This window comes from Shinella pollutisoli, from assembly GCF_024609765.1.
Taxonomy (GTDB): Bacteria; Pseudomonadota; Alphaproteobacteria; order Rhizobiales; family Rhizobiaceae; genus Shinella; species Shinella pollutisoli.
The window spans coordinates 33149-57509 of the sequence record NZ_JANFDG010000015.1 but is presented as its reverse complement, the minus strand read 5'-3'; the positions used below and the strand labels follow the sequence as shown (position 1 = coordinate 57509).

The following is a 24361-nucleotide window of genomic DNA, read 5'->3' as shown; positions in this document are numbered from 1 at the left end:
TCCCTTTTGTGCCCGCATCAGCGCGGGGCTCTCCTTCCAGAACGAAATTCCAATCCTCAGCCGCCGCCCGCTCCGCCCGAAAGGAGCGGCTGGCATTCGAGCCATTCCCACAGCGAGGCGGCAAGTCCCCGCTCGACGTGGATGCGCAATGTCTGCGCGTCCCCGTGAAAATAGACAGTGCAGGTCAGGCCGAAAAACCGCAAGGCGGCGCATGGGCCCGGATCGTCGGGATCGACCGTCGTCGCCCGCGCCAGAAGGTCGCGCACGCCCTCCCCCCGCGCGTCGAGGACACGCAGCGCCGAGCCCATCGTCGTGACGGCGTAGCCGTCCGCATGCCAGCCGTCGGCACATTCGGATGCGGGAAGGCCGACGACGAGCAGCCGGTCGCGCGCCACGCGCACCGCATAGCGCCCGCCGGAGGCGAGACCCAGCGCGCCGACGTCGCAGCCGAGACCGTGACGGGCGAGGAAACGATCGAGATCGCCGCTGACGAGACGTTGTGCCAGGCCGGTGACGGCGCGCACCGCGACCGTCCGCCCTTCGAGGCGGGCATTCTCCCAGTCCGGCTCGGGCCGCCACCTAGCCGAGTTGTCAAGCATGGAGGCGGCCTCCTTCCGGGTCGAAGGCGCAGGGGGCGACGATGCGGGCATGCCGCAATTCCCTGAGATGCTGCAATTCGATGACGTCGCCCATGCGCGACAGGCCGCGCTCGATCAGCCCGAGCGCGATCGGCTTCTGCAGGGCGGGACTGAAGTAGCTCGACGTGACGTAGCCGGTGCTGCGCAGTCCCCCTTCCCCGCGCTCGATGCCGTGCGCGCCGGTCGGCAGCACGCCCTTGCCATCGACCGCTTCCAGGCCGACGAACTGCCGCCGGTCCAGCCGGGACGCGTCCTCGGTGACGAGCGAGCGGCGGCCGACGAACTCGACCGTCTTCCTCGCGAGCGGCGCCGCGAGGCCGAAATCCATCGGCCGGCTGGTGCCGTCGGTGTCCTTGCCGATGACGACATAGCCCTTCTCCGCACGCAGGATCATCAGGGCTTCGAGGCCGAGGAGCGTCGCGCCGAAGGCCGCACCCGCATGGCCGAGCCGCGCCCAGAGCGCCCCGGCATGGTCGGCCGGCACGGAAATCTCGTAGGAGCGCTCGCCGGTGAAGCTGACGCGGGCGATCCGGACCGGCACGCCTTCGAAGACGCCGGCCGTGACGGCCATGTGCGGCAGGGCGGCATCGTCGAGCGCGGCGCCGAAGCCGACCGCCTCCATCAGCGCCCGCGACTTCGGGCCGGTGACCGTCAGCGTCGCCATCTCGGCCGTCGCATTGTGGATGAAGACGCGCCGCCGGTCGAAGCGGTCCTGCCGCCATTCCTCCAGGAGGGCGTGGACGCCCGCCACGTGCGAGGACGAGCAGGAGACGACGAAGCGGTCCTCGTCGAGCCGCACCAGCACGCCGTCGTCATAGACGATGCCGGCCTCCGTCAGGATGAAGCCGTAGCGGCAGCGGCCGAGGGCGAGCGTCGACATCGTGTTGTAGTAGATGAAATCGAGGAAGGGCGCGGCATCCGGCCCGATCACCTCGATCTTGCCGAGCGGCGAGCCGTCGAAGAGCGCGACGCCAGCGCGCGCGGCCGCGGCTTCGGCCTGGATGCGCTCGTCCGGCGCTCCCGCGCCGTAGAAGGCCGGACGCAGCCAGCCGCCGTAGTCGCGGAACACCGCGCCCGCCGCCCGGTGCTCGCCTTCGAGCGGCAGGCGGCGCAGCGGGTTCATGCGCGTGCCGGAGCGGGCGCCGGCGAAGGCGGCGAACGGCACGGGCGTGAAGGGCGGGCGGTAGGTCGTCGTGCCCACCTCGGGAATGCGCCGGCCGGTGAGTTCCGCCACCAGCGCCAGGCCGTTGACGTTCGAGGTCTTGCCTTGGTCGGTCGCCATGCCGAGCGTGGTGTAGCGCTTCAGGTGCTCGACGGAGACGAAATTCTCCCTGACGGCGAGCTCCACGTCCTTGGCGGTGACGTCGTTCTGGAGGTCGATCCAGACACGCTGCCTCGCCCGCGGCTTCGGCCAGGCGGCGACGATGCCAAGGCTGCGGCCGGTGCCGTCGGCAAGCTCCGCCGGAAGGCCGAAGTCGCCGGCGGCCGCACCCGCAACCTCGACGCCCGCCACGGCGCGGCCGGGCACGAAGGCGAGGATGTCGTCGCGCCAGTCGAGCCTGCCCTGCGCCTGGCAGTAGAGATGCACGGTCGGCGTGAAGCCGCCCGATGCGAGCACCGCGTCCGCCTCCAGCACCTGGCCGTCGGAGAGCCGGACGCTGCTTACGGCATTGCGGCCGCCCGCCGAGACGATGGAGGTGCCCCTGAGGACCCGGAGCCCGGCGGGCGCGGCAACGTCGGCGCGATGGTCGACCACCGTCACGTCGGCGCCGGCGGCGGCGAGCGCTTCCGCCGTCTCGTAGGCGAGCCCGTTGTTCGTCGCCACCACGACCTTGCGGCCGGCGGCGACGCCGAAGCGGCGGAGATAGACGAGCGCCGCCTCGGCCGACATGACGCCCGGCAGGTCGTTGTTGCCGAAGGGCAGCGGCCGCTCGATCGCGCCCGTGGCGAGCACGATCGACTGCGCGCGCACCCGCCACAGCCGGTCCGGCGCGCCGCCCTCGCCCTTCTCGTTGAGGCCGACGAGGCGGTGATCGTAGATGCCGAAGGCCGTCGTGCCGGCGAGCACCAGGGCCCCTGCCCGCGTCAGCTCCGCCGCCACGTCCGCCGCCCATTCCGCGCCCGGCTTCCCCTCAACGGTGGCCGCGCGGAACAGCAGGCTGCCGCCTGCCTGCCGCCCGTCGTCCGAGAGCACGACGCGCCGGCCGGCGCGAACGGCCTTGCGGGCGGCAAGAAGCCCCGCAGGCCCGGCGCCGACCACCAGCACGTCGCAATGATGGTTGACCTGCTCGGCGAAAGCCGGGGCCTTCACATTCTCGTCCAGCGTGCCGAGGCCCGCCATCGCGCGGATGCGCGGCTCGAACCGGTGCCAGTCGGGGAACATGAAGGTCTTGTAGTAGAAGGCCGCCGGGATGAAGCGCGAGAAGGCGTCGAGGAAGGCGTGGCGGTCCTTCTCGGCGCTCGGCGCGGCGTTGACGCTGCGCACCGCCAACCCGTCCTCGGCGGGCACCTGCGTGGCGCGCGTGTTCGGCATGCCGCCGGCGATGTCGACGAGCGCGTTCGGCTCCTCGACGCCGGCACCCCAGAGGCCGCGCGGACGGTGGTACTTGAAGCTGCGGCCGAGGATGGAGACGCCTCCGGCAAGCAGCGCCGAGGCGACCGTGTCGCCGGAAAAACCCTCGATCCGCCTGCCGTCGAAGGTGAAGGCGAGCGGCCGCCCCCGGTCGATGGCCGTGCCGCCGTCAGTGCGCCAAGCCGTCATCGCCGCCTCCTTCGATGAGCGCGAAGGACCGCACCGCGCCGTGGTGCACCGTGTCGCGCTCCATGCGGAACACCTCGCCGCAGGTCATGTGCATCCAGATCTCGCTTGCCGGCCCGCGCCGGTTGTCGCGCTCGTGCAGGTAGGCGGCCCATTCACCGTCCGTCACCGCGCGAAACCCTTCGGGACGACGGTTGCCGGCCTCGCCGCCGAAGTGGAATTCGCTCTCGCTCCTCGGGCCGCAGAAGGGGCATGGGAAAAGCTGCATGGCGGTCTCCTAATGCGCGATGCCGGAGCCGGCCGCCTCGTCGATCAGCCGTCCGCGTGCGAAACGGTCGAGATCGAAGGGGCGGCTGACGTCGTGGTGTTTTCCCGTCGCCAGCAGATGGGCGAGCAGCGTGCCGCCGGCGGGGATCGCCTTGAAGCCGCCCGTGCCCCAGCCGCAGTTGAGGAAGAGGCCCGGCAGCGGGCTTTCGCCGAGGATCGGCGAGGAATCCGGCGTGACGTCGACGATGCCGGCCCATTGCCGCATCAGCCGGAGCTGGCGGAAGCTCGGGAACATTTCGAGAAGGCCCGAGATCACCTCCTCCAGCACCGGCAGGTTGCCGCGCTGGCCGTAGGAGGGGACGCGGTCGAGCGCGCCGCCCAGCACCAGCTCGCCCTTGTCCGACTGGCTGGCATAGACGCCGGTCGCCGGCGACAGCACGACCGTGTCGAGCGCCGGCTTGATCGGCTCGGAGACGCAGGCCTGCAGGGCATAGGAGGTGACCGGCAGGCGGAAGCCGGCCTTCGCGGCGAGATGCGAGGAATGGCCGGCGACGACCATGCCGACCCGCTCGGCGCGGATCTCGCCGCGGTTCGTCCTGACGCCGCGGCAGCGCCCGCCCTCGACGATGAATTCGTCCACCTCGCAGGACTGGACGATGTCGACGCCCAGCCGGTCGGCGGCGCGGGCGTAGCCCCAGGCGACCGCGTCGTGCCGCGCCACGCCGGCCCTGCCCTGCCAGACGCCGCCGAACACCGGATAGCGCGCCGCCGGCGACATGTCGAGGAGCGGCAGCACGCGGCGCACGTCCTCGACGCCGAAGAGCTCGGCATCGGTGCCGTTGATCTGCATGGCGTTGACGGTGCGCGCCGCCGTCTCCATCTCGGCCTCGGAATGGGCGAGCGTGACGATGCCGCGCTGGGAGAGCATGATGTTGTAGTTGAGCGCGCGGCCGAGCCCCTCGTAGAGCGTCAGCGCCATGTCGTAGAGCGCCGTGCTCTCGGGGAAGAAGTAGTTGGAGCGCACGACCGTCGTGTTGCGCCCGGTATTGCCGCCGCCGATCCAGCCCTTCTCGATGACCGCGACATTGCGGATGCCGTGCGTCTTCGCAAGGTAGTAGGCGGTCGCCAATCCATGCCCGCCGCCGCCGATGACGAGGATGTCGTAGCGCGGCTTCGGCGCCGGCGAGCGCCAGGCCTGCTGCCAGCCCGTCTGGCCGGCGAGCCCTTCCTTGACGAGCGAGAAGGCGGAGTAGTGCCGCGTCATGATGCGGCGCCCCGGTCCTCACGCGGCTCCGCGCGGCGGCGAATTGGCAAGGCGGAGTGCTGCTGCATGCGCGGCCCCATCGACGAAAAGAATATCCCCTGCGGATTTCCTAGTCCCTCTGGACATAAATGTCCAGAACATTGCGGCAAACGTCGCACGGGTTCCGGAATCCGGCCCCGGCGTCCCGGGGGCCCGTTGCGTACAGGCATGCCATCGCTCAGCCGTCCGGCTGGACGCGCCGCATCAATGTTTCAAAGGCCTCGACCTCGTCGTCCGAGGCTTCCCGCCCGGTGAAGCTGAGGAGATAGGGCCGCAGCAGGCGCAGCCGCGTCTCGCGGTCGTCGCGCATGCCGAGCGTGTAGTGGCCGATCTGCGTGAAATAGAGAACCCGGGCACGGATGAAGGCCTCCTCGTCCGGATAGCCGTAGCGCAGGAACATGCGCGTGACGGCATCGACGCGCTGGTCGTCCGCCTGGTCGACGACGCCGCGCACCGCCGCGTCCACCTGCCCCCAGGACCGCACCGCCGCATCGAGACGGGGGCTGAAGAGTTCCGGGTCCACCCAGCATTCGAAGATGTGGCACACGGCCTTCGTCACCGTCGGGGCGGGACGCAGGGCCCGTTCGAGGATCGGGCTCGTGTTCTTGCGCAGCCAGTATTCCAGCAGTTCCTTGTGCAGCGCCTGCAGGTCGGCGAAGAACCAGTAGAAGCTCGACCGGGACACGGCCAGCTTCCTGGCCATGACCTGGATCTTCACGCTGGCGATGCCCTCCTCGACGAGCGCCTCGATGCCGGCCTCGATCCAGGCCGCCCGCGTCATCCGGCCGGTCGCCTGCCCGGCGCCGGGCCGTCTTTCTGCTGGGCGCCTCGGAGCACGCACGATCTCTTCTCCTGGCGGGTTGTGTGGCACGCCTGTCCGGAACGCCATGTTGCGCAAAGCCGGAGGGATATCAAGTTCGAGGCAGGGGTCCGGCGGCAAAGGCGGCCTCTTTTTGACTTGTCTCAATCCGCAAAGCCGGTGCACCGTCTAAGAGCATCGGACGAGACTCCGCAAGCAGCCCCGCGCAGAGGATGGAATGCCATGGAAATGAACAGGAAGACCCGGTTCAATATCTGGTACTGGGTTGCGGCCTTCTTCGGATTGCTGGTGTTCCAGTATCTCTTCACCACGGCGACGCAGGTCGCCCAGATCCCCTACAGCGAATTCGAGACGCATCTGAAGGAGGGCCGGATCGCCGAGGTATCGGTGTCCGACCGCTTCATCCAGGGCCGCTTCAAGCAGCCCGTCGGCAACCGCCCGATGTTCATCACCACGCGGGTCGAGCCGGATCTCGCGCGTGACCTGCAGGAGCACGGCGTCGTCGTCACCGGCCAGGTCGAGGACACCTTCCTGCGCGACCTCCTGTCCTGGGTCGTCCCGGTCGCGCTCTTCGCGGGCATCTGGATCTTCGTGCTGCGGCGCATGGGCGGCGGTGTCGGCGGCGGGCTGATGCAGATCGGCAAGTCCAAGGCCCGGGTCTACGTCCAGACCGACACCGGCGTCACCTTCAAGGACGTCGCCGGCGTCGACGAGGCGAAGGAGGAGCTGAAGGAGATCGTCGACTTCCTCAAGGACCCCGACGGCTACGGCCGCCTCGGCGGGCGCATGCCGAAGGGCATCCTGCTGGTCGGGCCTCCCGGCACGGGCAAGACGCTCCTGGCAAGGGCCGTCGCCGGCGAGGCGGGCGTTCCCTTCTTCTCGATCTCGGGCTCGGAATTCGTCGAGATGTTCGTCGGCGTCGGTGCCGCCCGCGTGCGCGACCTGTTCGAGCAGGCGCGCGCCAAGGCGCCGGCGATCATCTTCATCGACGAGCTCGACGCGCTCGGCCGCGCCCGCGGCATCGGCCCGCTGTCCGGCGGCCACGACGAGAAGGAGCAGACGCTGAACCAGCTCTTGTCCGAGCTCGACGGCTTCGACCCGTCGAGCGGCCTGGTGCTGCTGGCCGCCACGAACCGCCCCGAGATCCTCGATCCGGCGCTGCTGCGCGCCGGCCGTTTCGACAGGCAGGTCCTGGTCGACCGTCCCGACAAGGTGGGCCGCGTGCAGATCCTCGGCGTGCACCTGAAGAAGGCGAAGCTCGCCCCGGACGTGTCGCCGGAGCAGATCGCGGCGCTGACGCCCGGCTTTACCGGCGCCGACCTCGCCAACCTCGTCAACGAGGCGACGCTGCTCGCCACCCGCCGCAAGGCCGATGCGGTGACGATGGAGGACTTCAACAACGCCATCGAGCGCATCGTCGCGGGCCTGGAGAAGCGCAACCGGCTGCTCAACCCGAAGGAGCGGGAGATCGTCGCCTATCACGAGATCGGCCACGCGCTCGTCGCCATGGCCCTGCCCGGCGTCGATCCCGTGCACAAGGTCTCGATCATCCCGCGCGGCATCGGCGCGCTCGGCTACACGATCCAGCGCCCGACCGAGGACCGCTTCCTCATGACCCGCGAGGAGCTGGAGGACAAGATGGCCGTGCTGCTCGGCGGCCGCGCGGCGGAGAAGATCGTCTTCGGCCACCTGTCGACGGGAGCCGCCGACGACCTGATGAAGGTCACCGACATCGCGCGCGCCATGGTCACCCGCTACGGCATGACCGAGCGCCTGGGGCACGTCGCGCTGGAAAAGGACCGCCGCTCCTTCCTGGCGACCGACCAGCCCTATTACGGCCCGCAGGACCGGGACTATTCCGACGAGACCGCCGCGACGATCGACGAGGAGGTCAAGCGCATCGTCGACGAGACCTTCGAGCGCACGGTCGGGCTGCTGCAAGAGCGCCGCGACACGCTCGAAACGATGTCGCGCCTGCTGCTCGAACGGGAGACCCTCGACCAGGACGACCTGCAGCAGGCGTTCGGCAGCAAGTCCGCTTATGGACGCGGCGGCGCGTCAGAGGCGCGCTAGCGATCCCGCCACGCCGAGCAGCACCCGCGCGCCCGACACGACATGCGCGTCGCTCACGAATTCCGCCTCGTTGTGGCTGATGCCGTTGCGGCACGGCACGAAGATCATCGCCGAGGGCGCAATCCGGCTGACGAACAGCGCGTCGTGGAAGGCGCCGGAGACCATCGGCCGGCTGCGGATGCCGAGCGTCCGGCAGGTCTCCTCGATCTTCGCCGTGATCGACGGGGCGAAGCGGCCGGGCGACATGTCGACGCGCTGGCCGATCGCAACGGCGCAGCCCCAGCGCGCGCCCGCCGCCCCGCATTCCTGCCGCACCCGCCGTTCCATCGCCGCGAGGGCGCCGGCATCCGGGTGGCGGATGTCGACGGTGAAGGTGACGCGGCTCGAGATGACGTTGATGGAGCCGGGTTCAGCGACGATGCGACCGACCGTCAGCCGCGCCTCCGGGTCGGCGGGCATGACGTCCTCCTGGAGCCGCGCGATGGCCGCCGCCGCCGCCGCCATCGGGTCCCTGCGGAATTCGAGCGGCGTGGTGCCCGCATGGGCCGCCTCGCCGGAAAAGGCGATCTCCAGCCATTTGGTGCCCTGCACGGCGGTGACGACGCCGATCGGCACGTCCTCCCGTTCGAGGACGGGTCCCTGCTCGATATGCAGCTCGACGAAGGCGGAGATGGCGTGCCCGGCAGGCCTCACCTCGGCCTCGGGCAGGGCATCAAGGGTCGCCGCCAGTTCGTCGGCGAGGAGCGCGCCGTCCGTCGCCCGCGCCCCGCGCCAGTCCGCGACGGCGCCCGCGCCGGAAAAGGCCATGGACCCCATGCAGCCCGGCGAGAAGCGGCTCCCCTCCTCGTTGGTGAAGGCGACGACCTCGACGGCGCGGTCCGTCTCGACGCCGGCATCGGCGAGCGCCTCCAGCGCCTCGAAGGCGCTGAGCGTGCCGAGCGCGCCGTCGAAGCGGCCGCCGGTCGGCTGGCTGTCGAGATGGCTGCCGATGAGGAGCGGCGCGAGCGCCGCATCGCGGCCCTCGCGGCGGACGAAGAGGTTGGCCGCCTCGTCCTGGAAGACGGTGAAGCCGCGGGCAAGCGCGCGCTCGGCCAGCAGCCGGCGGGCCGCGCGGTCTTCGGCGCTCAGCGCCTGCCGGTTGACGCCGCCGGCCGGCGTCGCGCCGATCGCCGCGAAATCGGCGACGGACTGGAGGAGGCGCGCGGCGTTGACCTCCGGCGTGGCGCTCATCGGCCGAGGCCTGCGATGAAGCGCTTCACGCGCTCCGGATCGACCGCGTTCCACCAGACGCCGTCATGCTTGAGGGCGCTGGCGATGATCACGCCGTCGGCGACGGAGAGGATGTCGTTGGCGTTGTCGTGGGTGACGCCGCTGCCGACCAGCGTCGGCAGCGCGGCCGCCTCCCTGATCATGCGGATATAGCCGAGATCGGCGGCATGGCCGGTGCGCTGGCCGGTGGCGATGACGACGTCGGCGTCGAAGAAGACGAGGTCCTTCACCTGCTCCTCCACCGGCCGGTCGGCGACGATGGCGTGCGCGCCGTGCTTGACGTGGGCGTCGGCGAAGATGCGGATGCCGCGGGCGCGAAGCCGGGCGCGGTAGCGCATGGCGCGGGCCGCCTCCCCCTCGACGAAGCCCTCGTTGGCGACATAGGCGTTGGCCCACTGGTTGACGCGGATGAAGTCGGCGGAGGAGGCCGAGGCGATCGCAAGCGCGGGGATCGCCGCGTTGGCGAGCACGTTGATGCCGATCGGCCGGCCGAGCTCGCGGCGGATGCGGTCGGCGACGACGGCCATGTGGGCGGAGGTCTCGTGGCCGATGTCGTCGGGCTTGGCGAAGGGCACGTCGCCGTGGTTCTCGACGATCAGCGCGTCGCAGCCGCCGGAGAGATAGGCGCGCGCATCCGAAAGGCCGCGCTCGTAGATCGCCTGCACACCCTCGCCGTCATAGCGCGGCGCGCCGGGCAGCGGCAGCAGGTGCACCACGCCAATCACCGGCTTGTCGCGCCCGAAAAGCGTCTTCAGCGTATCCTTGTCCTGCCGTCCGATGGGGTTGCTCATGGCGATCACACGTTTTCCGGTTTCGATGTCCTGGTGAGGGCGGAAAGCTCCGCCCGGCTCGGGAAGGAGGCGAGCGTGCCGGGACGCCCGACCGCGATTGCCGCCGCCTGCGTCGCCAGCCGGGCGGCGTCGGCAAGCGGCGCGCCCTGCGCGAGGCATCCGGCGAGCGTTCCCGCAAAGCAGTCGCCCGCCCCGCTGGCGTCCACCGCCCCGACCGCTCCGGCCGGAATGCGGAGGGACGAAGCCCCCTCGACGACGAGGGCCCCCGCCGGGCCGAGCGTGACGACGACGCGGTCCGCGCCCATGGCGTGCAGCCGGCGCGCCGCGCGCTCGGCGTCGGCCTCGCCGGCCAGCGCCTCGGCCTCCGGCCGGTTGAGGACGAGGAGCGAGACGGCCTCGAGATCGGGCGGCCCGGCGGGAAGCGGGCTCGGGTTGAGGATGGTGAAGAGGCCGGCCGCGCGTGCGGCCTTCAGGCAGGCGGACGTCGCCGCCGCGCCGAGGTTGCCCTGCATCAGCAGCATGTCGCCCGGCCGCCATGTTTGCGCAAGGCTGGTCGCGGCGAGCGGATCGAAAGCCTCGGCGCAGGCGGCGGCGGTGACGATGACGTTCTCGCCCTCGCGGTCGATCAGGATCACCGAGCGGTCGCAGGGACGGTCGAGGCGCGAGAGGCGCAGGTCGGGAATCTCGGCGGCGAGCAGCGCTTCCATCCGCTCGCTCGCCGCATCCCTGCCGACGGGCGCCCAGAGCGCCACCGCCGCGCCGGTGCGGGCGGCGGCGATGGCCTGGTTCGCCCCCTTGCCGCCCGCGCCCTCGCCGGCGGCCGCCGCGTTCAGCGTCTCGCCCGGCCGCGGCAGCCGCTCCAGGCGAAAGCTGGTGTCGACGCAGACATTGCCGACGACGTGGATGGTCATGGGCGGCCCCGGCCTCTCGTTCAGTCGGTCGCCCAGGCGAGCATCCGTTCGAACAGCGTCTTGTAGCCCGGCCAGGCGATGAATTCCGGCGGCAGCCAGTGCGGGCCGACGTCGGAGGTCCAGACCACGGTGCGGCCTTCGCCGTAGGTGCCGGTGACGAGCAGCGGCAGCGAGCCGTATTCGGAGGAGACGGTCATGAGCTGGTCGGCGCCCGCCTTCAGCGTCACCTCGTTGAAGCCGAGCAGATAGGGAAGCTCGCCGGAGATGCCGCTAAGGATCGGATGCGACGCGTCGCCGGACACGACGGGCGTGAAACCTTCCGGCACCTCCACGCGGTCGTCGACGGACAGGCAGGCGACCGGCAGCACCTCCTCGACGGCCGTGGTGCGATAGCGCGCGCCGCCGTTGATGCCCTGGAAGGAATAGTAGCCGCCGAACATCAGCAGCCCGCCGCCCTTGGCGACGTAGTCGCGCAGCAGCTTCAGCCGGTTCGGCGTGCGGCGGGAATGGATCCAGGTGTCGGGGTGGAGCAGCAGCGTGTTGGCGCCGATGTCCGAGAGCACGATGGCGTCATAGGCCTGCAGGCCTTCGAGCGTGCTCGGGAAGTCGCGCTGCGCCTCGTGCGCGGGCATGAAGGTCACGTCGAAGGGACTGTCCTTCAGCGCCTTCAGCAGTTCGTCGGCGCCGGTGTGGTAGGTCACGGTCGGGAACTGGTCGAAACCCTTGATATGGGTCGCGGTCGAAACCCAGGATTCGCCGGCGAGCAGCACTTTCTTCTTGGTCATGATGGCTCCTTGACGGTTGGCTGGCGCTCAGCGCGCAGCGGAAAAGACGGATTTCGGATTGTCGACCAGCATGCGGTCGATCGCCGCCTGCTCGACGCCGTGGCGCTTCAGCCGCGGCAGGAAATGCTTGAGGATGTAGCCGTAGCCGAAACCCCCGTAGCGGGTGAGCATGATCTTCAGGAACACGTCCTGCGACAGCAGCAGCCGGTCCGCGTAGCCCTTGTCGACGAGGGCGGCGATAGCGCGCGCGTTCTCCTCGTCGGATGGCGACTGGGCGTCCTGGTCGGCGTAGTAGTAGTCCATGCCGATCATGTCGTATTCCAGGAAGGCCCCGCGCCGGGCAAGCGCCGTCTGGTAGTCGAGGTCGCCGTGGCTCGGGTTCATGTGGCAGAGCACGGTGTGCGCCGGATCGGCCCCCTCCTCCTCCACCACGTCGAGCACGCGATGGGCGAGGCGCTCCCAGCCCGGCAGGTGGATGGAGAGCGGCAGGCCGGTGATGCGCGCCGCCCGCGCCGAGGCGCGTAGCGACTTCTCCTCCTCGGCGGTGAAATTCCGGCTGACGCCGACCTCGCCGATGATGCCGGCCATGATCTCCGGCTGGCGTTCGCCGCCGCCGACGTCGTCGACGATGAACTGCGTCACCGCCTCCACGTCCATCGCCTTCAGCCATTCGGGATGGGTGTGCTCGAGGTAGAAGCCGGTGCCCATGATGATCCGGAGCCCCGACATGCGGGAAATGCGGGCGAGGCCGGCGGCATCGCGGCCGATGCCGAAATTGGTCGTCTCCACCACGGTGCAGCCGCCGAGCGCCTGGAACCGCTTCAACTCGCGAAGCGCCAGATCGCCGTCGTCGAGCGAGACGTTGTCGCGGTTCATGTAGGGGTTCATGCGCAGTTCGCCGATGATCTCGATCGAGACCTTCTGCTCGGCGATCGCCTTCTCCTCCGGATGGCACGGGCAGATCCAGCTGCGCGCGCCGTCGAGGAAGATGTGCTCGTGCATCAGCGTCACGCCGAGGTCCTCCACCGGAACCGGGCCGGTGACGGTCATGGCCGTTCCGGAGCGCACCCCGATCGGATGGCGCGGCTTCGGCGTGTCGGCGAAGAGATGGTCGAGCATGTCAGCGCCCCTTCGCGCCGCCCCGGAACAGGCGGAAGTTGAGCCAGATCGCGATGAGGATGATGAAGCCGGTGACGATCGGCGTGAAGAAGGGCGAGAGATGCGACAGGATGAGGCCGTTCGCCAGCACCGCCACCGTGAGCGCGCCGAGGATCGTGCCGGTGATCGAGCCGCGTCCGCCGAAGAGGCTGGTGCCGCCGAGCACCACGGCGGCGATGACGTCCAGCTCGAAGCCCTGCCCCGCATTCGACGAGCCGGAGCCGAGACGGGCGGAGAGGATGACGCCTGCCGCCGCGGCCGCCGTGCCGGAGAGCACATAGACCCATAGGATGACGCCGCGCGTGTTGACGCCCGCCCGCCGCGTCGCCTCCGCATTGGCGCCCACGCCGGTGACGTAGCGGCCGAAATGGGTCTCGTTGAAGGCGACATAGGCGACGGCAATCACGACGATGGCGATCAGCGCCGGCGCCGGGATGCCGAGCACCCAGGCGCGGCCGAGCGAGACGAAGGGGCTCGTCGGCTCGATCGGGATCGAATAGCCGCCGGTGATGAGCAGCGCGAAGCCGCGGATCACCGAAAGGCCGGCGAGCGTGACGATGAAGGCGGGGATGCGCTCGTAGGCGATGAAATAGCCCTGGATGCCGCCGACCGCAGCACCGAGCAGCAGCATGAGCAGGATGGCGAGCGGCCAGGGCACGCCGGCCTGGAGCGCTGCGGCCGAGAGCGTGGCGGCGAGCGCCAGCATCGAGCCGACCGACAGGTCTATGCCGCCGGTGGTTATGACGAAGGTCATCGCCGCCGCGACGATCAGCAGCGGCGCGGACTGGCGGATGACGTTCAGCAGGTTCGGCGCCGTCAGGAAGGCGTCCGTCGTCGCCGAGAAGAAGATGCAGCAGGCGAGGAAGAACAGCGCGATCGACATGACGCCGCCGTTCGCCACGAGCTTGTCGAGAAGCGTCGCCTCGCGCAGGCGCGGCGGGTGGCTGGCATAGGCGTTGGGCTCGGAACTCATGGTCAGGCGCCTTTTTCCCGGTTGTGGCCCGCGGACCGGGCGGCGAACTTCCGCCCGACGATGAGATTGACGACGTCCTCGATATTGGTCTCCTCGATGCGTCGCTCGGCGACGTTGCGCCCCTCGTACATCACCTGGATGCGGTCGCAGACGAGGAAGAGGTCCTGCAGGCGATGGGTGATGAGGATGACGGAGACGCCGCGCTGCGAGACGGTGCGGATGAGCTCCAGCACGGCCTCCACCTCGGCGACGGCGAGCGCGGCCGTCGGCTCGTCCATGATCAGCACCGACGGATCGAAGGAGGCGGCGCGGCCGATCGCGATCGACTGGCGCTGGCCGCCGGACAGGTTCTCCACCTTCATGCGCGTGTCGGGGATGACGATGCCGAGATTGGAGAGCATGTCGCGCGCCCGCTCGTGCATCGCCTTCTTGTCGAGCAGCGGCACGCCCGCCACCCGCCGCTTCGGCTCCCGGCCGAGGAAGAGGTTGCCGGCGACGTCGATCGTGTCGCAAAGCGAGAGGTCCTGGTAGACCATCTCGATGTGGGCGGCGCGCGCATCCGCCGGCGATGCGAAGGCGACCTCCCGGCCGTCGATCTCGATCGTGCCGGCGTCGGGGATCACCGCGCCGGACAGCACCTTGCTGAGCGTGGACTTGCCCGCGCCGTTGTCGCCCACCAGGCCGAGGACCTCACCCGGCGCCAGGGTGAGCGAGACGTCGTCGAGCGATTGCAGGGCGCCGTAACGCTTGGAAACGCCGGTCATCCGGACGCGGCTGACATGTGTGTCGGTCATGTTCGATGGCCCTTGCTGGAAATCCGGCCGCCCGGTCCGTCGACGGGACGGGCGGCCGACGGCAGTCCGGCTTACTTGAACATGTCGCGATACTGGTCGACGTTCTCCTTGGTGACGATGGTGACCGGCACGTTGATGATCGGGTCGATCGTCTCGCCCTTCTTCACCTTGACGAGCGCCTCGACGGCGGCCTTGCCTTCACCGGCCGGGTCCTGCTGGATCACCGCGGTGACGAAGCCCTGGTCGATGCCGTCGATCGCCGATTTCGTCAGGTCCCAGCCGAAGACCTTGATGGAATCGCCACGGCCCTGGCTGGCGACGGCAGAGACCGCGCCGAGCAGCGCCGGCTCGCCGGTGGCGTAGAGCGCCGTCATGTCCGGATTGGCCGTCATCAGGTTCTCCGCCGCCGAGAGCGCGACATCCTGCACGTTCTGGCCGTCCACGGTGTCGAGGAACTCGACCTTCTGGCCGCCCTCGGCGACCGCCGCCTTGAAGCCGTCGAGGCGCTGGTTCTGGATGAAGGAGTTGAGCGCGCCGACGACGCCGACCTTGGCGGTGCCGCCCATCTCGTTCTTCACGTAGTCGGAGAAGAATTTCCCGATCTCGCCGCCGGCGGCCGTGTTGTCGACGCCGACGAAGGCGATGTTGTCGCCGTCCGGGATCTGCGCGTCGATGGCGATGACCGAGATGCCGGCGTTCTTGGCGGCGGTGATCGCCGGCTTCACGCCGTTGACGTCGATGGCGACGAGGATGATGCCGTCGACCTTCTGGGTGATGTAGGTCTCGATCGCGTCGTTCTGCGCCGCCGGCACGTTGTTGGCGTTGAAGATGACGAGGTCGACGCCGGCCTCCTTGGCCGCGGCGTTGGCGCCGTCGTTGATCTGGTTGAAGAAGAGCGCCTGCTGGTTGATGGTGACGAGCGCGAACGTATCGGCGAAGGCGCTGGAGACGCCCGTCGAAAGCGTCATGGCGACGGCTGCGGCGCAGCCGAGAAGATATTTGGTCCGACCCATTTTTGAGGTTCCCCTTGTTTGATGCCGCGGGCGGCGTCAGGAATTTACGAGGGGCATTATTCAAGTGACTTGAATTTCTGTCAAGGCGCTTGAGAGGAGCCTCCACAGCGGTCGAGGGAAATTGTTTTCTCCATTTATATCAGAATGTTGGCGGCGTATTGACCCAGAAGATCGAGGCGCGTTCGCTGCCCACGTTGCGGTACCAGTGGGCGAGCTCGGACTTGAAGACGAAACTGTCGCCGGCGGCGAGGCGGAAGGTCTTGTCGCCGATCATCAGCTCGATCTCGCCGACGAGCACGTAGCCCACCTCCTCGCCGGCATGCTGGATCGGCCCGGCGCTCTCGCCGCCGACGTCGATATGGTGGATGTTGCACTGGAGCAGGTGCCCGGTCGAATAGGGAATGATGCGCTCGAGCGAGATGCCCTCGCCCCGCCTCAGGGGATCGAGCGCGATCAGCGGCCGCGTGCCGGCGCGGAAGACCACGCCCTCCTCGCCGTCCGTCTCCTCGAACATCCAGCCGATGTTGGAATCGAGCGCGCGCACCAGCCGGTGCAGCGTCGGCAGCGACGGCGAGGCCTTGCCGTTCTCGATCTTGGACAGCAGGCTTTCCGAGCAGTCCGCCGCCTGCGCCAGCGCCTTCAGCGTCAGCCCGCGCGTCTGCCGCGCAAGCTTCAAGCGCGCACCGAGCCGCACCGGATTCGACTGGATTCTATCCTCCCGGCTGCTGTCAGACGGCGAAGGCGGCTTGACCATATTCATGTGAGAGATTTCGCATTGATCGGATCGCCGATCATACGTCCTTCGATCGAGGGCTGTCCAGTGACCGCCGAACGGCGGCCACGGATGCCGGCAATCCGCGGACGGGCATCGTCAGCGGAAGAGCTGCATGACGTGGTCGGCGCCCGTGTTCGCGATGGACAGCGACTGGATCGCCAGCTGCTGCTGCGTCTGCAGCGCCTTCAGGCGGGTCGAGGCCTCGTTCATGTCGGCGTCGACGAGACGGCCGATGCCGCTGTCGATGGTCGCCATCATCCGGGCGGCGAACTCGGTCTGGATCTCGATGCGCTTCGAGAGGGCGCCGAGCGTGCCCGCGCTCGAGATCGAGCGCTGAAGCATGTATTCCACGCCGTCCAGATATTCCGCGACCGTGAATTGGTTCGCCGTGATGTCGACCTCGGCGAGATCGAAGCGCAGCGCCCAGCTCTTGTTCGTGCGGAAGTCGCTGATGGAGAAGTCGACGGCGTCGTTGCCGTATCCGGGATGGATCGCCTGATCGGCGAAGAAGAAGATCTCCGAGCCGACGACCTTCAGGTCGAGCCCGATCCCGGTCGCCGCATGGGCGACGACGGCGGCGAAGTCCGTGGCGGTTTCCACCCGGGCGCTCGAAATGCCGAGGGCGGCGTTGACGGTGCCCTGATCGATCCGGACGGTTTCCAGCGGCCCGCCGGCGATCTGCACGTCGAACGATATCACCAGGTTGTTCGGCATCGTGAACGCCCTGGTGAAAATCGTGCTGCCCTCCGTGCACATGTTGTCGTGGTTGATGGCGGAGGAACTGTCGAGGCCGAGCACGCTGCCGCCCGGCAGGTCCGATGCCAGGTTTTCGAAATAGATGCTCGACCCGATGTGGCCGGTCGCATCGAGGGTCATGACGTCGTAGGTGGTGAGGCTGCTGTCGCCGCCCCGGTACGCGCTCGCGGGCGCCCCGGCATCGTCGAATGCCTTCTGCAGTATCTTGCGGACGTCGGCCGCATCCTGGATGAGGCCGTCGCTCGTTCCGAGCGCGGCGTCCACCAGCGCCCTGTCGATCGTGATCGGATAGGTGACGCCGGACGACTGGGGGCTGCGGTCGAGCACCAGGTCGAAGGTGATCGTCTCCGTCGCGCCGATCGTGACCGGGCCGTTGAACGTATGGTCCTCGTGGCCTTCGTGGAAATAGGACGTGATGCCCAGAGGCTGCAGGTCGGGATAGTCGCCGCCGACCTCCTTCTGGAGGATGCCGCCGCCGCCGACGTTCAGCATGCTCGTCGTCTTGAGGTCGATCGCAGTCCGCTTGACCGACACGCCGTCGTCGTCCGCCCTTACGAAGGAGGAGACGACATGGGCCTCCAGCGCGCCGATCGCCTGCAGGTTGCCGGCCTCGGCGGTCCGCAGGTAGTTGACGCCGTTGAAGGACGCACCCGACACCACCGCGGCGGCCTGGTCCTTCAGCTGGTCGATCTCCTCCTGTATCTTGGACCTGTCCACGCCCTCCTCCTCGGCGGCGACGAGGCGCGACTTCACGGCATCGAGGATATCGACGATCGAGCTCGTGGCGGCATAGGCCACGTCCACCTTCGCCGCGCCGAGGCCGAGGGCGTCGGACACCGCCGACATCGCCATGCCGTCGGAGTGCATGGTCGTCGAGATCGACCAGTACGCGGCGTTGTCGGCCGCCGTGCCGACGCGCAGACCCGTTGAAACCTCTCGTTGCGTATTCTCTAAATTAGACGATATCAGGCGCAGGGTCTGGAGCGCAGAAATTGCAGCCCCATTCGTCAGAATGGAAGTCATGGGAATGCTCGATTTTCAGGGATTTTGCTCATCATGAGCGAAGAATCATGAAACGATACAAGCATTTGCCGGGTTAATGCACGGTTAACGGCAAGCCGCCTTCCGCGAAGCGGCCGGCGTTCGGCGCTTTCCGGGGATCGCTGCGGGCATGGCGCCGCCGGCCTCCCGTGTTCCCGCACCGCGTGCATCGCGAACACCGCTCGGCGACACATGCTCGCGCTCGCCGCACACGACTCGACGAGCTTCCCCGGATCGGAGCGGCGCTTCCGGTCCGGGGCGTGGCGACCGTTCTCCCGAACGCTGGTATCGCCGCGGCAAAATGCCTTGGAACAGAATATTCCGCTTTCGAGCATTTGCGGGCACAAAACTGCTTCGCAACCCGGCCGGAAATGCGTTAGTCGGGGGCCTTCAATTTCGCGGGGGATGGCGGCGGTGCCGCCTCCCCGGCATGACGGACGGAATACGGGTAGAACATGACGGCTTCCATCGCCCGGCCCATGGTGGCCTTCGAGGGCGTGACCAAGCACTTCGGCGAGGGGGAAACGGCCTTCACCGCGCTCGACGGTGTCGACATGGCGGTCGGCCGGGGCGCGATCACCGGCATCATCGGCCGCTCGGGCGCGGGGAAATCCACGCTGATCCGCCTCGTCAACGGGCTGGAGAAGGCAAGCTCCGGACGGGTGACGGTGGACGGCACCGAGGTCGGCGGGCTTTCCGACACAGGGCTGCGCGGGCTGCGGCGCGAGGTCGGCATGATCTTCCAGCACTTCAACCTGCTCTCCTCGCGCACCGCCTTCGACAACATCGCCCTGCCGCTGGAGATCGCCGGCCTCGACCGGGCGGCGATCGCCGCGAAGGTCGGCCCGCTGCTCGATCTCGTCGGCCTCGGCGACAAGGCGGAGCGCTACCCGTCCGAGCTTTCCGGCGGGCAGAAGCAGCGCGTCGGCATCGCCCGCGCGCTCGCCACGTCACCGAAGCTCCTGCTCTCCGACGAGGCGACCTCGGCGCTCGACCCGGAGACGACGCAGTCGATCCTCGCGCTCCTGAAACGGATCAACGCCGAGCTCGGCCTCACGGTGCTGCTGATCACCCACGAGATGGAGGTGGTGAAGACCATCGCCACCGACGTCGCGGTGATCGACCGCGGCCGCATCGTCGAGCAGGGCCGCACCTTCGACATCTTCACCGCGCCGAAGCACGAGACGACGCGCAGCCTCCTTGCCTCGACGCTCGGCACCAGCCTGCCGGAATGGCTGCGCGGCGGCCTGAAGGCGGAGGCCGCGGCGGGCGACCGCATCCTCGTGCGGCTCACCTTCTTCGGCGCGACGGCGTTCCAGCCGCTGACGGCGCGGCTCGTCGCCGAGATCGGCACGGACGTCAACATCCTCGCCGGCGCCATCGAGGAGATCGCCGGCGAACCGTTCGGCACGCTGGTCGTCGCCTATCCGGCGGCGCCCGAGGTGCTCGCCCGCGCCGACCGGTTCTATGCCGAAACCGGCCTTGCCACGGAGGTGCTCGGCTATGTCGCCTGAGATGCTGTTCAACCTGCTCTGGACGTCGCTCCTGCAGACGCTGCACATGGTGGCGGTCTCCGGCCTCGTCGGCTCGCTGATCGGCCTGCCGATCGGCGTCTTCCTGGCCACCAGCGCCCGCGGCGAGCTCTTCCCCGCGCCGAAACTCAACCAGGCGACCGGGCTCGTCGTCAACGCCGCGCGCTCGACGCCGTTCATCATCCTCGTCGTGGCGATCATTCCCTTCACGCGGCTGCTCGCCGGCACCTCCATCGGCACGACGGCGGCCATCGTGCCGCTCACCATCGCCACCATCCCCTTCTTTGCGCGTCTCGTCGAAGCGGCGGTCCGCGACGTCGACAAGGGACTGATCGAGGCGGCCCGCGCCATGGGCGCGACGCCCATGCAGATCGTCTTCAAGGTGCTTCTCGCCGAGGCGCGGCCCGCCATCCTGCTCGCCTTCACCATGACCCTCGTCAGCCTGATCGGCTATTCGGCGATGGTCGGCGCGGTCGGCGGCGGCGGCCTCGGCGACCTCGGCATCCGCTACGGCTACCAGCGCTTCATGCCGGACGTGATGCTGGCCGTGGTGGTCGTGCTGATCGTCCTCGTCCAGCTCGTGCAGAGCGCGGGCGACGCGCTCGCGCGGCGCTTCGACAAGCGCAACCGCAAGAGCTGATCCAACCCCTCCCAAGACCATGTCAATATCAAGGAGATACATGATGATGAAGTTCCTCGCCACGGCGGCGCTCGCCGCCCTCGTCAGCGTCCCGGCGCTCGCCGAAGACATCAAGATCGGCGTGACGCCCGGCGAGCACGCGCAGATCATGGAGAAGGTCAGGGACGTGGCCGCCGCCAAGGGTCTCAACATCGAGATCCTCGAATTCTCCGACTACGTGGTGCCGAACCAGGCGCTGGCGGACGGCGACCTCAACGCCAACTCCTTCCAGCACCAGCCCTATCTCGACAACCAGATCGCCGACCGCGGCTTCGACCTCGTCAGCGTCGGCAAGACGATCACCACGCCGATGGGCGTCTATTCGAAGAAGGTGAAAAGCCTCGGCGAGCTCGCCGACGGCGCGACCGTCGCCGTCCCGAACGACCCGACCAACGGCGGCCGCGCGCTTCTCGTCCTCGCCAAGGAAGGCCTGATCAAGGTCGATCCCGATGCCGGCCTGAAGGCGGGCCCGGCCGACATCACCGAGAACCCGAAGAACATCAAGATCGCCGAGCTGGACGCCGCCCAGCTTCCCCGCTCGCTCGACGACGTGGACGCCGCCGTGATCAACACCAACTATGCGCTGGAAGCCGGCCTGCACCCGAAGACCGACGCCATCGCCATCGAGGGCAGCGAATCGCCCTACGCCAACGTGATCGTCGTGCGCAGCGCCGACAAGGATGCGCCTTGGGTCAAGACGCTCGTCGAAGCCTATCATGACGACAGCATCAAGGCCTTCATCAACGACGAGTTCAAGGGCGCGCTGATCCCGTCCTGGTAATCGCAACGATACGGCGCCCCGTCTTCCGGCGGGGCGTCATCGCGGCGGGGTTTGAGAGTAAGCGCCCGTTGGCGCGGCGGGCGCAGGAGCGATTCGGCGAGCCCCGCATCCTCGTCCTTCATCGGGCAACGACCTGCCTGTGTCCAAGGAAAGCGCTCTACCAACGAGTAAGCCCCGGCCGCATTCCTCGCACTGCGGTCGGCGGTATCGCGCATCGATAACGCAAACGCTGTGACCGGTGCGGGCAATAGCCTCGGCGGTCAGGCGACCGAAGCCACTTGACGAGCCGGTGACGAGAACGACTCCGGGCATTGGAATCATCCTTTCCTGTGATTTGCCGGGGCAGCCGGCTCAGATCATGCCGCCATTGGCGCGCAATACCTGCCCGTTGACCCAGCCGCCGTCCGGGCCGACGAGGAAGGCAACCGCGGCCGCGATGTCCTCCGGCGTGCCGAGCCGTTCGAGCGGGTTCATCTTCGCCATCCGCTCGATCAGCTCGGGCGACTTGCCGTCGAGGAAGAGCGCGGTCGCAGTGGGTCCGGGGGCCACCGCATTGACGGTGATGCCGCGGCCGCGCAGCTCCTTGGCGAGGATGCCGGTCAGCGCCTCGACCGCCGCCTTGGTCGCGGCATAGACGCCGTAGGTCTCCAGCTTGAGGCCGACCACGCTGGTCGAGAAGTTGACGATGCGACCGCCGTCGCGCAGCCGCCTGGCCGCCTCGCGCAGCGCGTTGATCGTGCCCTTGAGGTTGATGGCGATCTGGCTGTCGATGAGCGCGTCGTCGCCGTCGGCGAGCGTCGCCAGCTTCATGATGCCGGCATTGTTGACGAGCACGTCGATGCCTCCGAAGGCCGCCTCGGCGCTGTCGAACATGCGGGCGACCGCGGCTGCGTCGCTGACGTCGGCCTGAACGGTAAGGGCCTTGCCGCCGGCCTTCTCGATCTCGGCGGCCAGTTCCTCGGCGGGGCCGACCGAGCCGGCGTAGTTGATGACGACGGCGAAACCGTCGGAAGCGAGACGGCGGGCGATGGCCGCGCCGATGCCGCGCGACGCGCCGGTGACGAGGGCGACCTTGTTGCTGTCGATCATGGTTCTTCTCCTTGTGGATGCGCACCTGGGCGCGCTTGACGAGGAGAAGATGCCCCTTTCGCTCTCCCGGATAATCGGCCACTATCCGCCATCACTGTTCCATCATGACGAACAAAGGCAATCTGTGAGACGGAAGTCGCCATGGACCGACTGGATGCGATGCGACTGTTCACGCGCGTCGTGGAGCGCCGCAGCTTCACGCAGGCCGCGCAGGATCTCGGCGTCCCGCGGTCGACGGCCACGCAGGTCATCCGGCAGCTCGAGGATCGCCTGGGAGCCCGCCTGCTCCAGCGCACGACGCGCACGGTGCGGCCGACGCTCGACGGGGAAGCCTATTACCGGCGATGCCTCTCCATCCTCGCCGATGTTGAGGACGCGGACGGCGCCTTCGCCGGCGCGAAGCCGAAGGGCCTCTTGCGCGTCGACGTGCACGGCACGCTGGCTCGGCATTTCCTGTTGCCAGCGCTGCCGCGGTTCCTGGAAGCCTATCCCGACATAGAGCTCTACATGAGCGAGGGCGACCGGCTGGCGGACCTCGTGCGGGAGGGCATCGACTGCGTGCTTCGCGTCGGCGTGCCGCAGGACAGCGACATGATCGCACGCCGCGTCGCCATGCTGGAGGAGGTCACCCTCGCCTCGCCCGCCTATATCGCGCGGTTCGGGATGCCGGACAGTCCCGATGCTCTAGCCGGCCGCCATCGCATGGTCGGCTTCCACTCCACCGCGACCGGCGGGCTGCTGCCGCTGGAATTCACCGTCGGGGGCAAGGTCCGCAACGTGACGCTCCCGGCGACGGTGTCGGTAAACGCCGCCGAAAGCTATGTCGCCGCGGCGAGGCTGGGGCTGGGGCTGATCCAGGTGCCGCGCTATCACGTCGAGGCCGCGCTACAGGCGGGCGAGCTGGTCGAGGTGCTGCCGGACTTTCCGCCGACGCCGACGCCGGTCTCGCTCCTTTACCCCACCAGCCGCCAGCTTTCGCCGCGGGTGCGGCTGTTCATCGACTGGGTCGTGCAACAGTTCGGCGCGCGCGCCTAGCCGAGCGCGAACCGGACCCTTGCAATCGACCAGTCCGCCGTGGATTGGTCGATCGCGGCATGAACGGGAGAGGCGGCCATTTCGGTCATGATGCCGTCCGCCGCCCCGACCGCCTCGGTAGGCCGGTTGCCCCCTGGAGCCGCCGCGATCAACGGATCGCACAAATAACTTGACTATCATACTCATATATTGTGATCGTTCCCCGGTCGAAATGCGCGTTCGCGGCGCATGGCATCGTGCCGGCCGCGACGCATCCTCTCCCTTGGAGAACGCCGTGGAGATCATCCGCGCCTGTGGCCTCAACATCTTCCTCGAAACCGCCGCCGTGCGGCGGGAGACGGTGTGGGAGAGCGTCACGCCGCCCGGCCACTGGCTCGGCACCCTGCTCGAGGGCAGCCTGTCGGTGCAGCAGGACGGTCTCGGCGAACACCGGTGGGAAAGCGGCGGCGGCACGATCTTCTCCGCCGGCGACTGCGTCGCCACGCGCCATGTCGTCCTGCGCGACGGCGGCATCGCGGCCGTCTTCGTGCAGATCGAGGCGGACATGGCCGAGCCGCTGGTCGGCGGCGACACGCTGGCGATGATCGCGCGCAAGACGCCGGACCCGCGCATCGCCCTGCCGGAGGCGGCGCGCACCATCGCCTGGCAGATGCTCGGCTGCCCGCTGCAGGGCACGGCCCGCCGCCTCTACATGACCGGCAAGGCGATGGAGATGGTCGCCCATGTCCTGGACGACGCCGTCGCGCCCGCACACGCCGGCGTAACGGCGGGATGGCCGGCGCGCGACATCGCCCGGCTGCACGAGGCGCGCAGCATCCTGCTCACCGAGCTCGCCGCCCCGCCCAGCGTGCCGGAGCTCGCCCGCCGGGTCGGCACGAATGCCAAGAAGCTCGGCAGCGGCTTCCAGGCGCTGTTCGGCACCAGCGTCTACGGCTTCGTCAAGGCGAGCCGGCTCGATGCCGCCCGGCTGCTGCTGGAGGGCGGCGAGACGTCGATCGCCCGCGTCGCCCGGCAGGTCGGCTACCAGCCGCAGCATTTCGCCACGGAGTTCCGCCGCCGCTTCGGCGTCGCGCCCACCACCATCGCCGGCCGGGCGCGCTGACCCCGATAGTCCGTTTCC

22 protein-coding genes and 1 tRNA gene are annotated in these 24361 nt (G+C 68.9%); 6 read left to right on the top strand and 17 right to left on the bottom strand.

Annotated features, from left to right (window positions below):
* Positions 1–56: 56 nt before the first annotated feature.
* From NNZ72_RS13640 to NNZ72_RS13620, 5 genes are all read right to left on the bottom strand, one after another.
* Positions 57–599: an aminomethyltransferase family protein gene (locus NNZ72_RS13640; protein WP_257315860.1), complete on the bottom strand. Its 543-nt coding sequence runs from the start codon at positions 597–599 to the stop codon at positions 57–59.
* On the bottom strand, positions 592–3399 hold the full coding sequence (locus NNZ72_RS13635) for a 2Fe-2S iron-sulfur cluster-binding protein (protein ID WP_257315859.1): 2808 nt from the start codon (positions 3397–3399) through the stop codon (positions 592–594). The genes NNZ72_RS13640 and NNZ72_RS13635 overlap by 8 nt, the downstream gene beginning before the upstream one ends.
* A complete protein-coding gene (locus NNZ72_RS13630; RefSeq protein ID WP_257315858.1) occupies positions 3380–3664 on the bottom strand; it encodes a sarcosine oxidase subunit delta in 285 nt (94 codons plus the stop codon). Before NNZ72_RS13630 ends, NNZ72_RS13635 begins: the two co-directional genes overlap by 20 nt.
* A 9-nt stretch (positions 3665–3673) precedes the next feature.
* The gene (locus tag NNZ72_RS13625) at positions 3674–4927 is read right to left on the bottom strand and encodes a sarcosine oxidase subunit beta family protein (RefSeq protein WP_257315857.1); all 1254 of its coding nucleotides are present in this window, start codon (positions 4925–4927) and stop codon (positions 3674–3676) included.
* Between the two features lie 217 nt (positions 4928–5144).
* Positions 5145–5747, bottom strand: coding sequence for a TetR/AcrR family transcriptional regulator (locus NNZ72_RS13620; RefSeq protein WP_257315856.1), 603 nt, complete (start codon positions 5745–5747; stop codon positions 5145–5147).
* 261 nt (positions 5748–6008) lie between these two features.
* On the opposite strand from NNZ72_RS13620, the gene ftsH reads away from it, so the two are divergent.
* A complete protein-coding gene (ftsH, locus tag NNZ72_RS13615; RefSeq protein WP_306766304.1) occupies positions 6009–7859 on the top strand; it encodes an ATP-dependent zinc metalloprotease FtsH in 1851 nt (616 codons plus the stop codon).
* Here ftsH and NNZ72_RS13610 read toward each other — a convergent pair.
* From NNZ72_RS13610 to NNZ72_RS13565, 10 genes are all read right to left on the bottom strand, one after another.
* Complete coding sequence (locus tag NNZ72_RS13610) at positions 7845–9089, bottom strand: Zn-dependent hydrolase (RefSeq protein ID WP_257315855.1); 1245 nt, start codon at positions 9087–9089, stop codon at positions 7845–7847. The genes ftsH and NNZ72_RS13610 overlap by 15 nt on opposite strands.
* Positions 9086–9919, bottom strand: coding sequence for a BtpA/SgcQ family protein (locus NNZ72_RS13605; protein WP_257315854.1), 834 nt, complete (start codon positions 9917–9919; stop codon positions 9086–9088). The genes NNZ72_RS13610 and NNZ72_RS13605 overlap by 4 nt, the downstream gene beginning before the upstream one ends.
* Before the next feature lie 5 nt (positions 9920–9924).
* On the bottom strand, positions 9925–10830 hold the full coding sequence (locus NNZ72_RS13600; protein ID WP_257315853.1) for a PfkB family carbohydrate kinase: 906 nt from the start codon (positions 10828–10830) through the stop codon (positions 9925–9927).
* A gap of 20 nt (positions 10831–10850) precedes the next feature.
* Positions 10851–11615 carry a glutamine amidotransferase gene (locus tag NNZ72_RS13595; RefSeq protein WP_257315852.1) on the bottom strand — a complete coding sequence of 255 codons (765 nt, stop codon included), beginning with the start codon at positions 11613–11615 and terminating at the stop codon, positions 10851–10853.
* Between the two features lie 27 nt (positions 11616–11642).
* Entirely contained in the window at positions 11643–12734 is a 1092-nt protein-coding gene (locus tag NNZ72_RS13590; RefSeq protein WP_257315851.1) for a phosphotriesterase family protein, read from the bottom strand.
* A 1-nt stretch (position 12735) separates the two neighbouring features.
* Complete coding sequence (locus NNZ72_RS13585; protein WP_371747757.1) at positions 12736–13746, bottom strand: ABC transporter permease; 1011 nt, start codon at positions 13744–13746, stop codon at positions 12736–12738.
* A 2-nt stretch (positions 13747–13748) separates the two neighbouring features.
* A complete protein-coding gene (locus NNZ72_RS13580) occupies positions 13749–14540 on the bottom strand; it encodes an ATP-binding cassette domain-containing protein (RefSeq protein ID WP_257315850.1) in 792 nt (263 codons plus the stop codon).
* Between the two features lie 71 nt (positions 14541–14611).
* Positions 14612–15553 carry an ABC transporter substrate-binding protein gene (locus NNZ72_RS13575; RefSeq protein ID WP_257315849.1) on the bottom strand — a complete coding sequence of 314 codons (942 nt, stop codon included), beginning with the start codon at positions 15551–15553 and terminating at the stop codon, positions 14612–14614.
* Positions 15554–15692: 139 nt separating this feature from the next.
* Complete coding sequence (locus NNZ72_RS13570) at positions 15693–16307, bottom strand: cupin domain-containing protein (RefSeq protein ID WP_257315931.1); 615 nt, start codon at positions 16305–16307, stop codon at positions 15693–15695.
* Between the two features lie 117 nt (positions 16308–16424).
* Positions 16425–18107, bottom strand: coding sequence for a flagellin N-terminal helical domain-containing protein (locus tag NNZ72_RS13565; RefSeq protein WP_257315848.1), 1683 nt, complete (start codon positions 18105–18107; stop codon positions 16425–16427).
* Between the two features lie 497 nt (positions 18108–18604).
* On the opposite strand from NNZ72_RS13565, the gene NNZ72_RS13560 reads away from it, so the two are divergent.
* Genes NNZ72_RS13560 through NNZ72_RS13550 form a run of 3 tightly spaced genes read left to right on the top strand, consistent with a single transcriptional unit; the run spans position 18605 to position 21117 of the window.
* Positions 18605–19639 carry a methionine ABC transporter ATP-binding protein gene (locus NNZ72_RS13560; RefSeq protein ID WP_257315930.1) on the top strand — a complete coding sequence of 345 codons (1035 nt, stop codon included), beginning with the start codon at positions 18605–18607 and terminating at the stop codon, positions 19637–19639.
* The gene (locus NNZ72_RS13555; RefSeq protein WP_257315847.1) at positions 19629–20297 is read left to right on the top strand and encodes a methionine ABC transporter permease; all 669 of its coding nucleotides are present in this window, start codon (positions 19629–19631) and stop codon (positions 20295–20297) included. The genes NNZ72_RS13560 and NNZ72_RS13555 overlap by 11 nt, the downstream gene beginning before the upstream one ends.
* 43 nt (positions 20298–20340) lie before the next feature.
* Positions 20341–21117 carry a MetQ/NlpA family ABC transporter substrate-binding protein gene (locus NNZ72_RS13550; RefSeq protein ID WP_257315929.1) on the top strand — a complete coding sequence of 259 codons (777 nt, stop codon included), beginning with the start codon at positions 20341–20343 and terminating at the stop codon, positions 21115–21117.
* A gap of 69 nt (positions 21118–21186) precedes the next feature.
* On the opposite strand, the gene NNZ72_RS13545 is transcribed toward NNZ72_RS13550, so the two are convergent.
* Together NNZ72_RS13545 and NNZ72_RS13540 are read right to left on the bottom strand one after the other, a co-directional pair.
* Positions 21187–21299, bottom strand: a tRNA-OTHER gene (locus NNZ72_RS13545).
* Between the two features lie 169 nt (positions 21300–21468).
* Entirely contained in the window at positions 21469–22206 is a 738-nt protein-coding gene (locus NNZ72_RS13540) for an SDR family oxidoreductase (RefSeq protein WP_257315846.1), read from the bottom strand.
* Positions 22207–22347: 141 nt separating this feature from the next.
* Here NNZ72_RS13540 and NNZ72_RS13535 point away from each other — a divergent pair, with 141 nt between their 5' ends.
* A complete protein-coding gene (locus NNZ72_RS13535) occupies positions 22348–23241 on the top strand; it encodes a LysR family transcriptional regulator (RefSeq protein WP_257315845.1) in 894 nt (297 codons plus the stop codon).
* A gap of 274 nt (positions 23242–23515) precedes the next feature.
* Positions 23516–24343, top strand: coding sequence for a helix-turn-helix transcriptional regulator (locus NNZ72_RS13530; RefSeq protein WP_257315844.1), 828 nt, complete (start codon positions 23516–23518; stop codon positions 24341–24343).
* Positions 24344–24361: the final 18 nt, after the last annotated feature.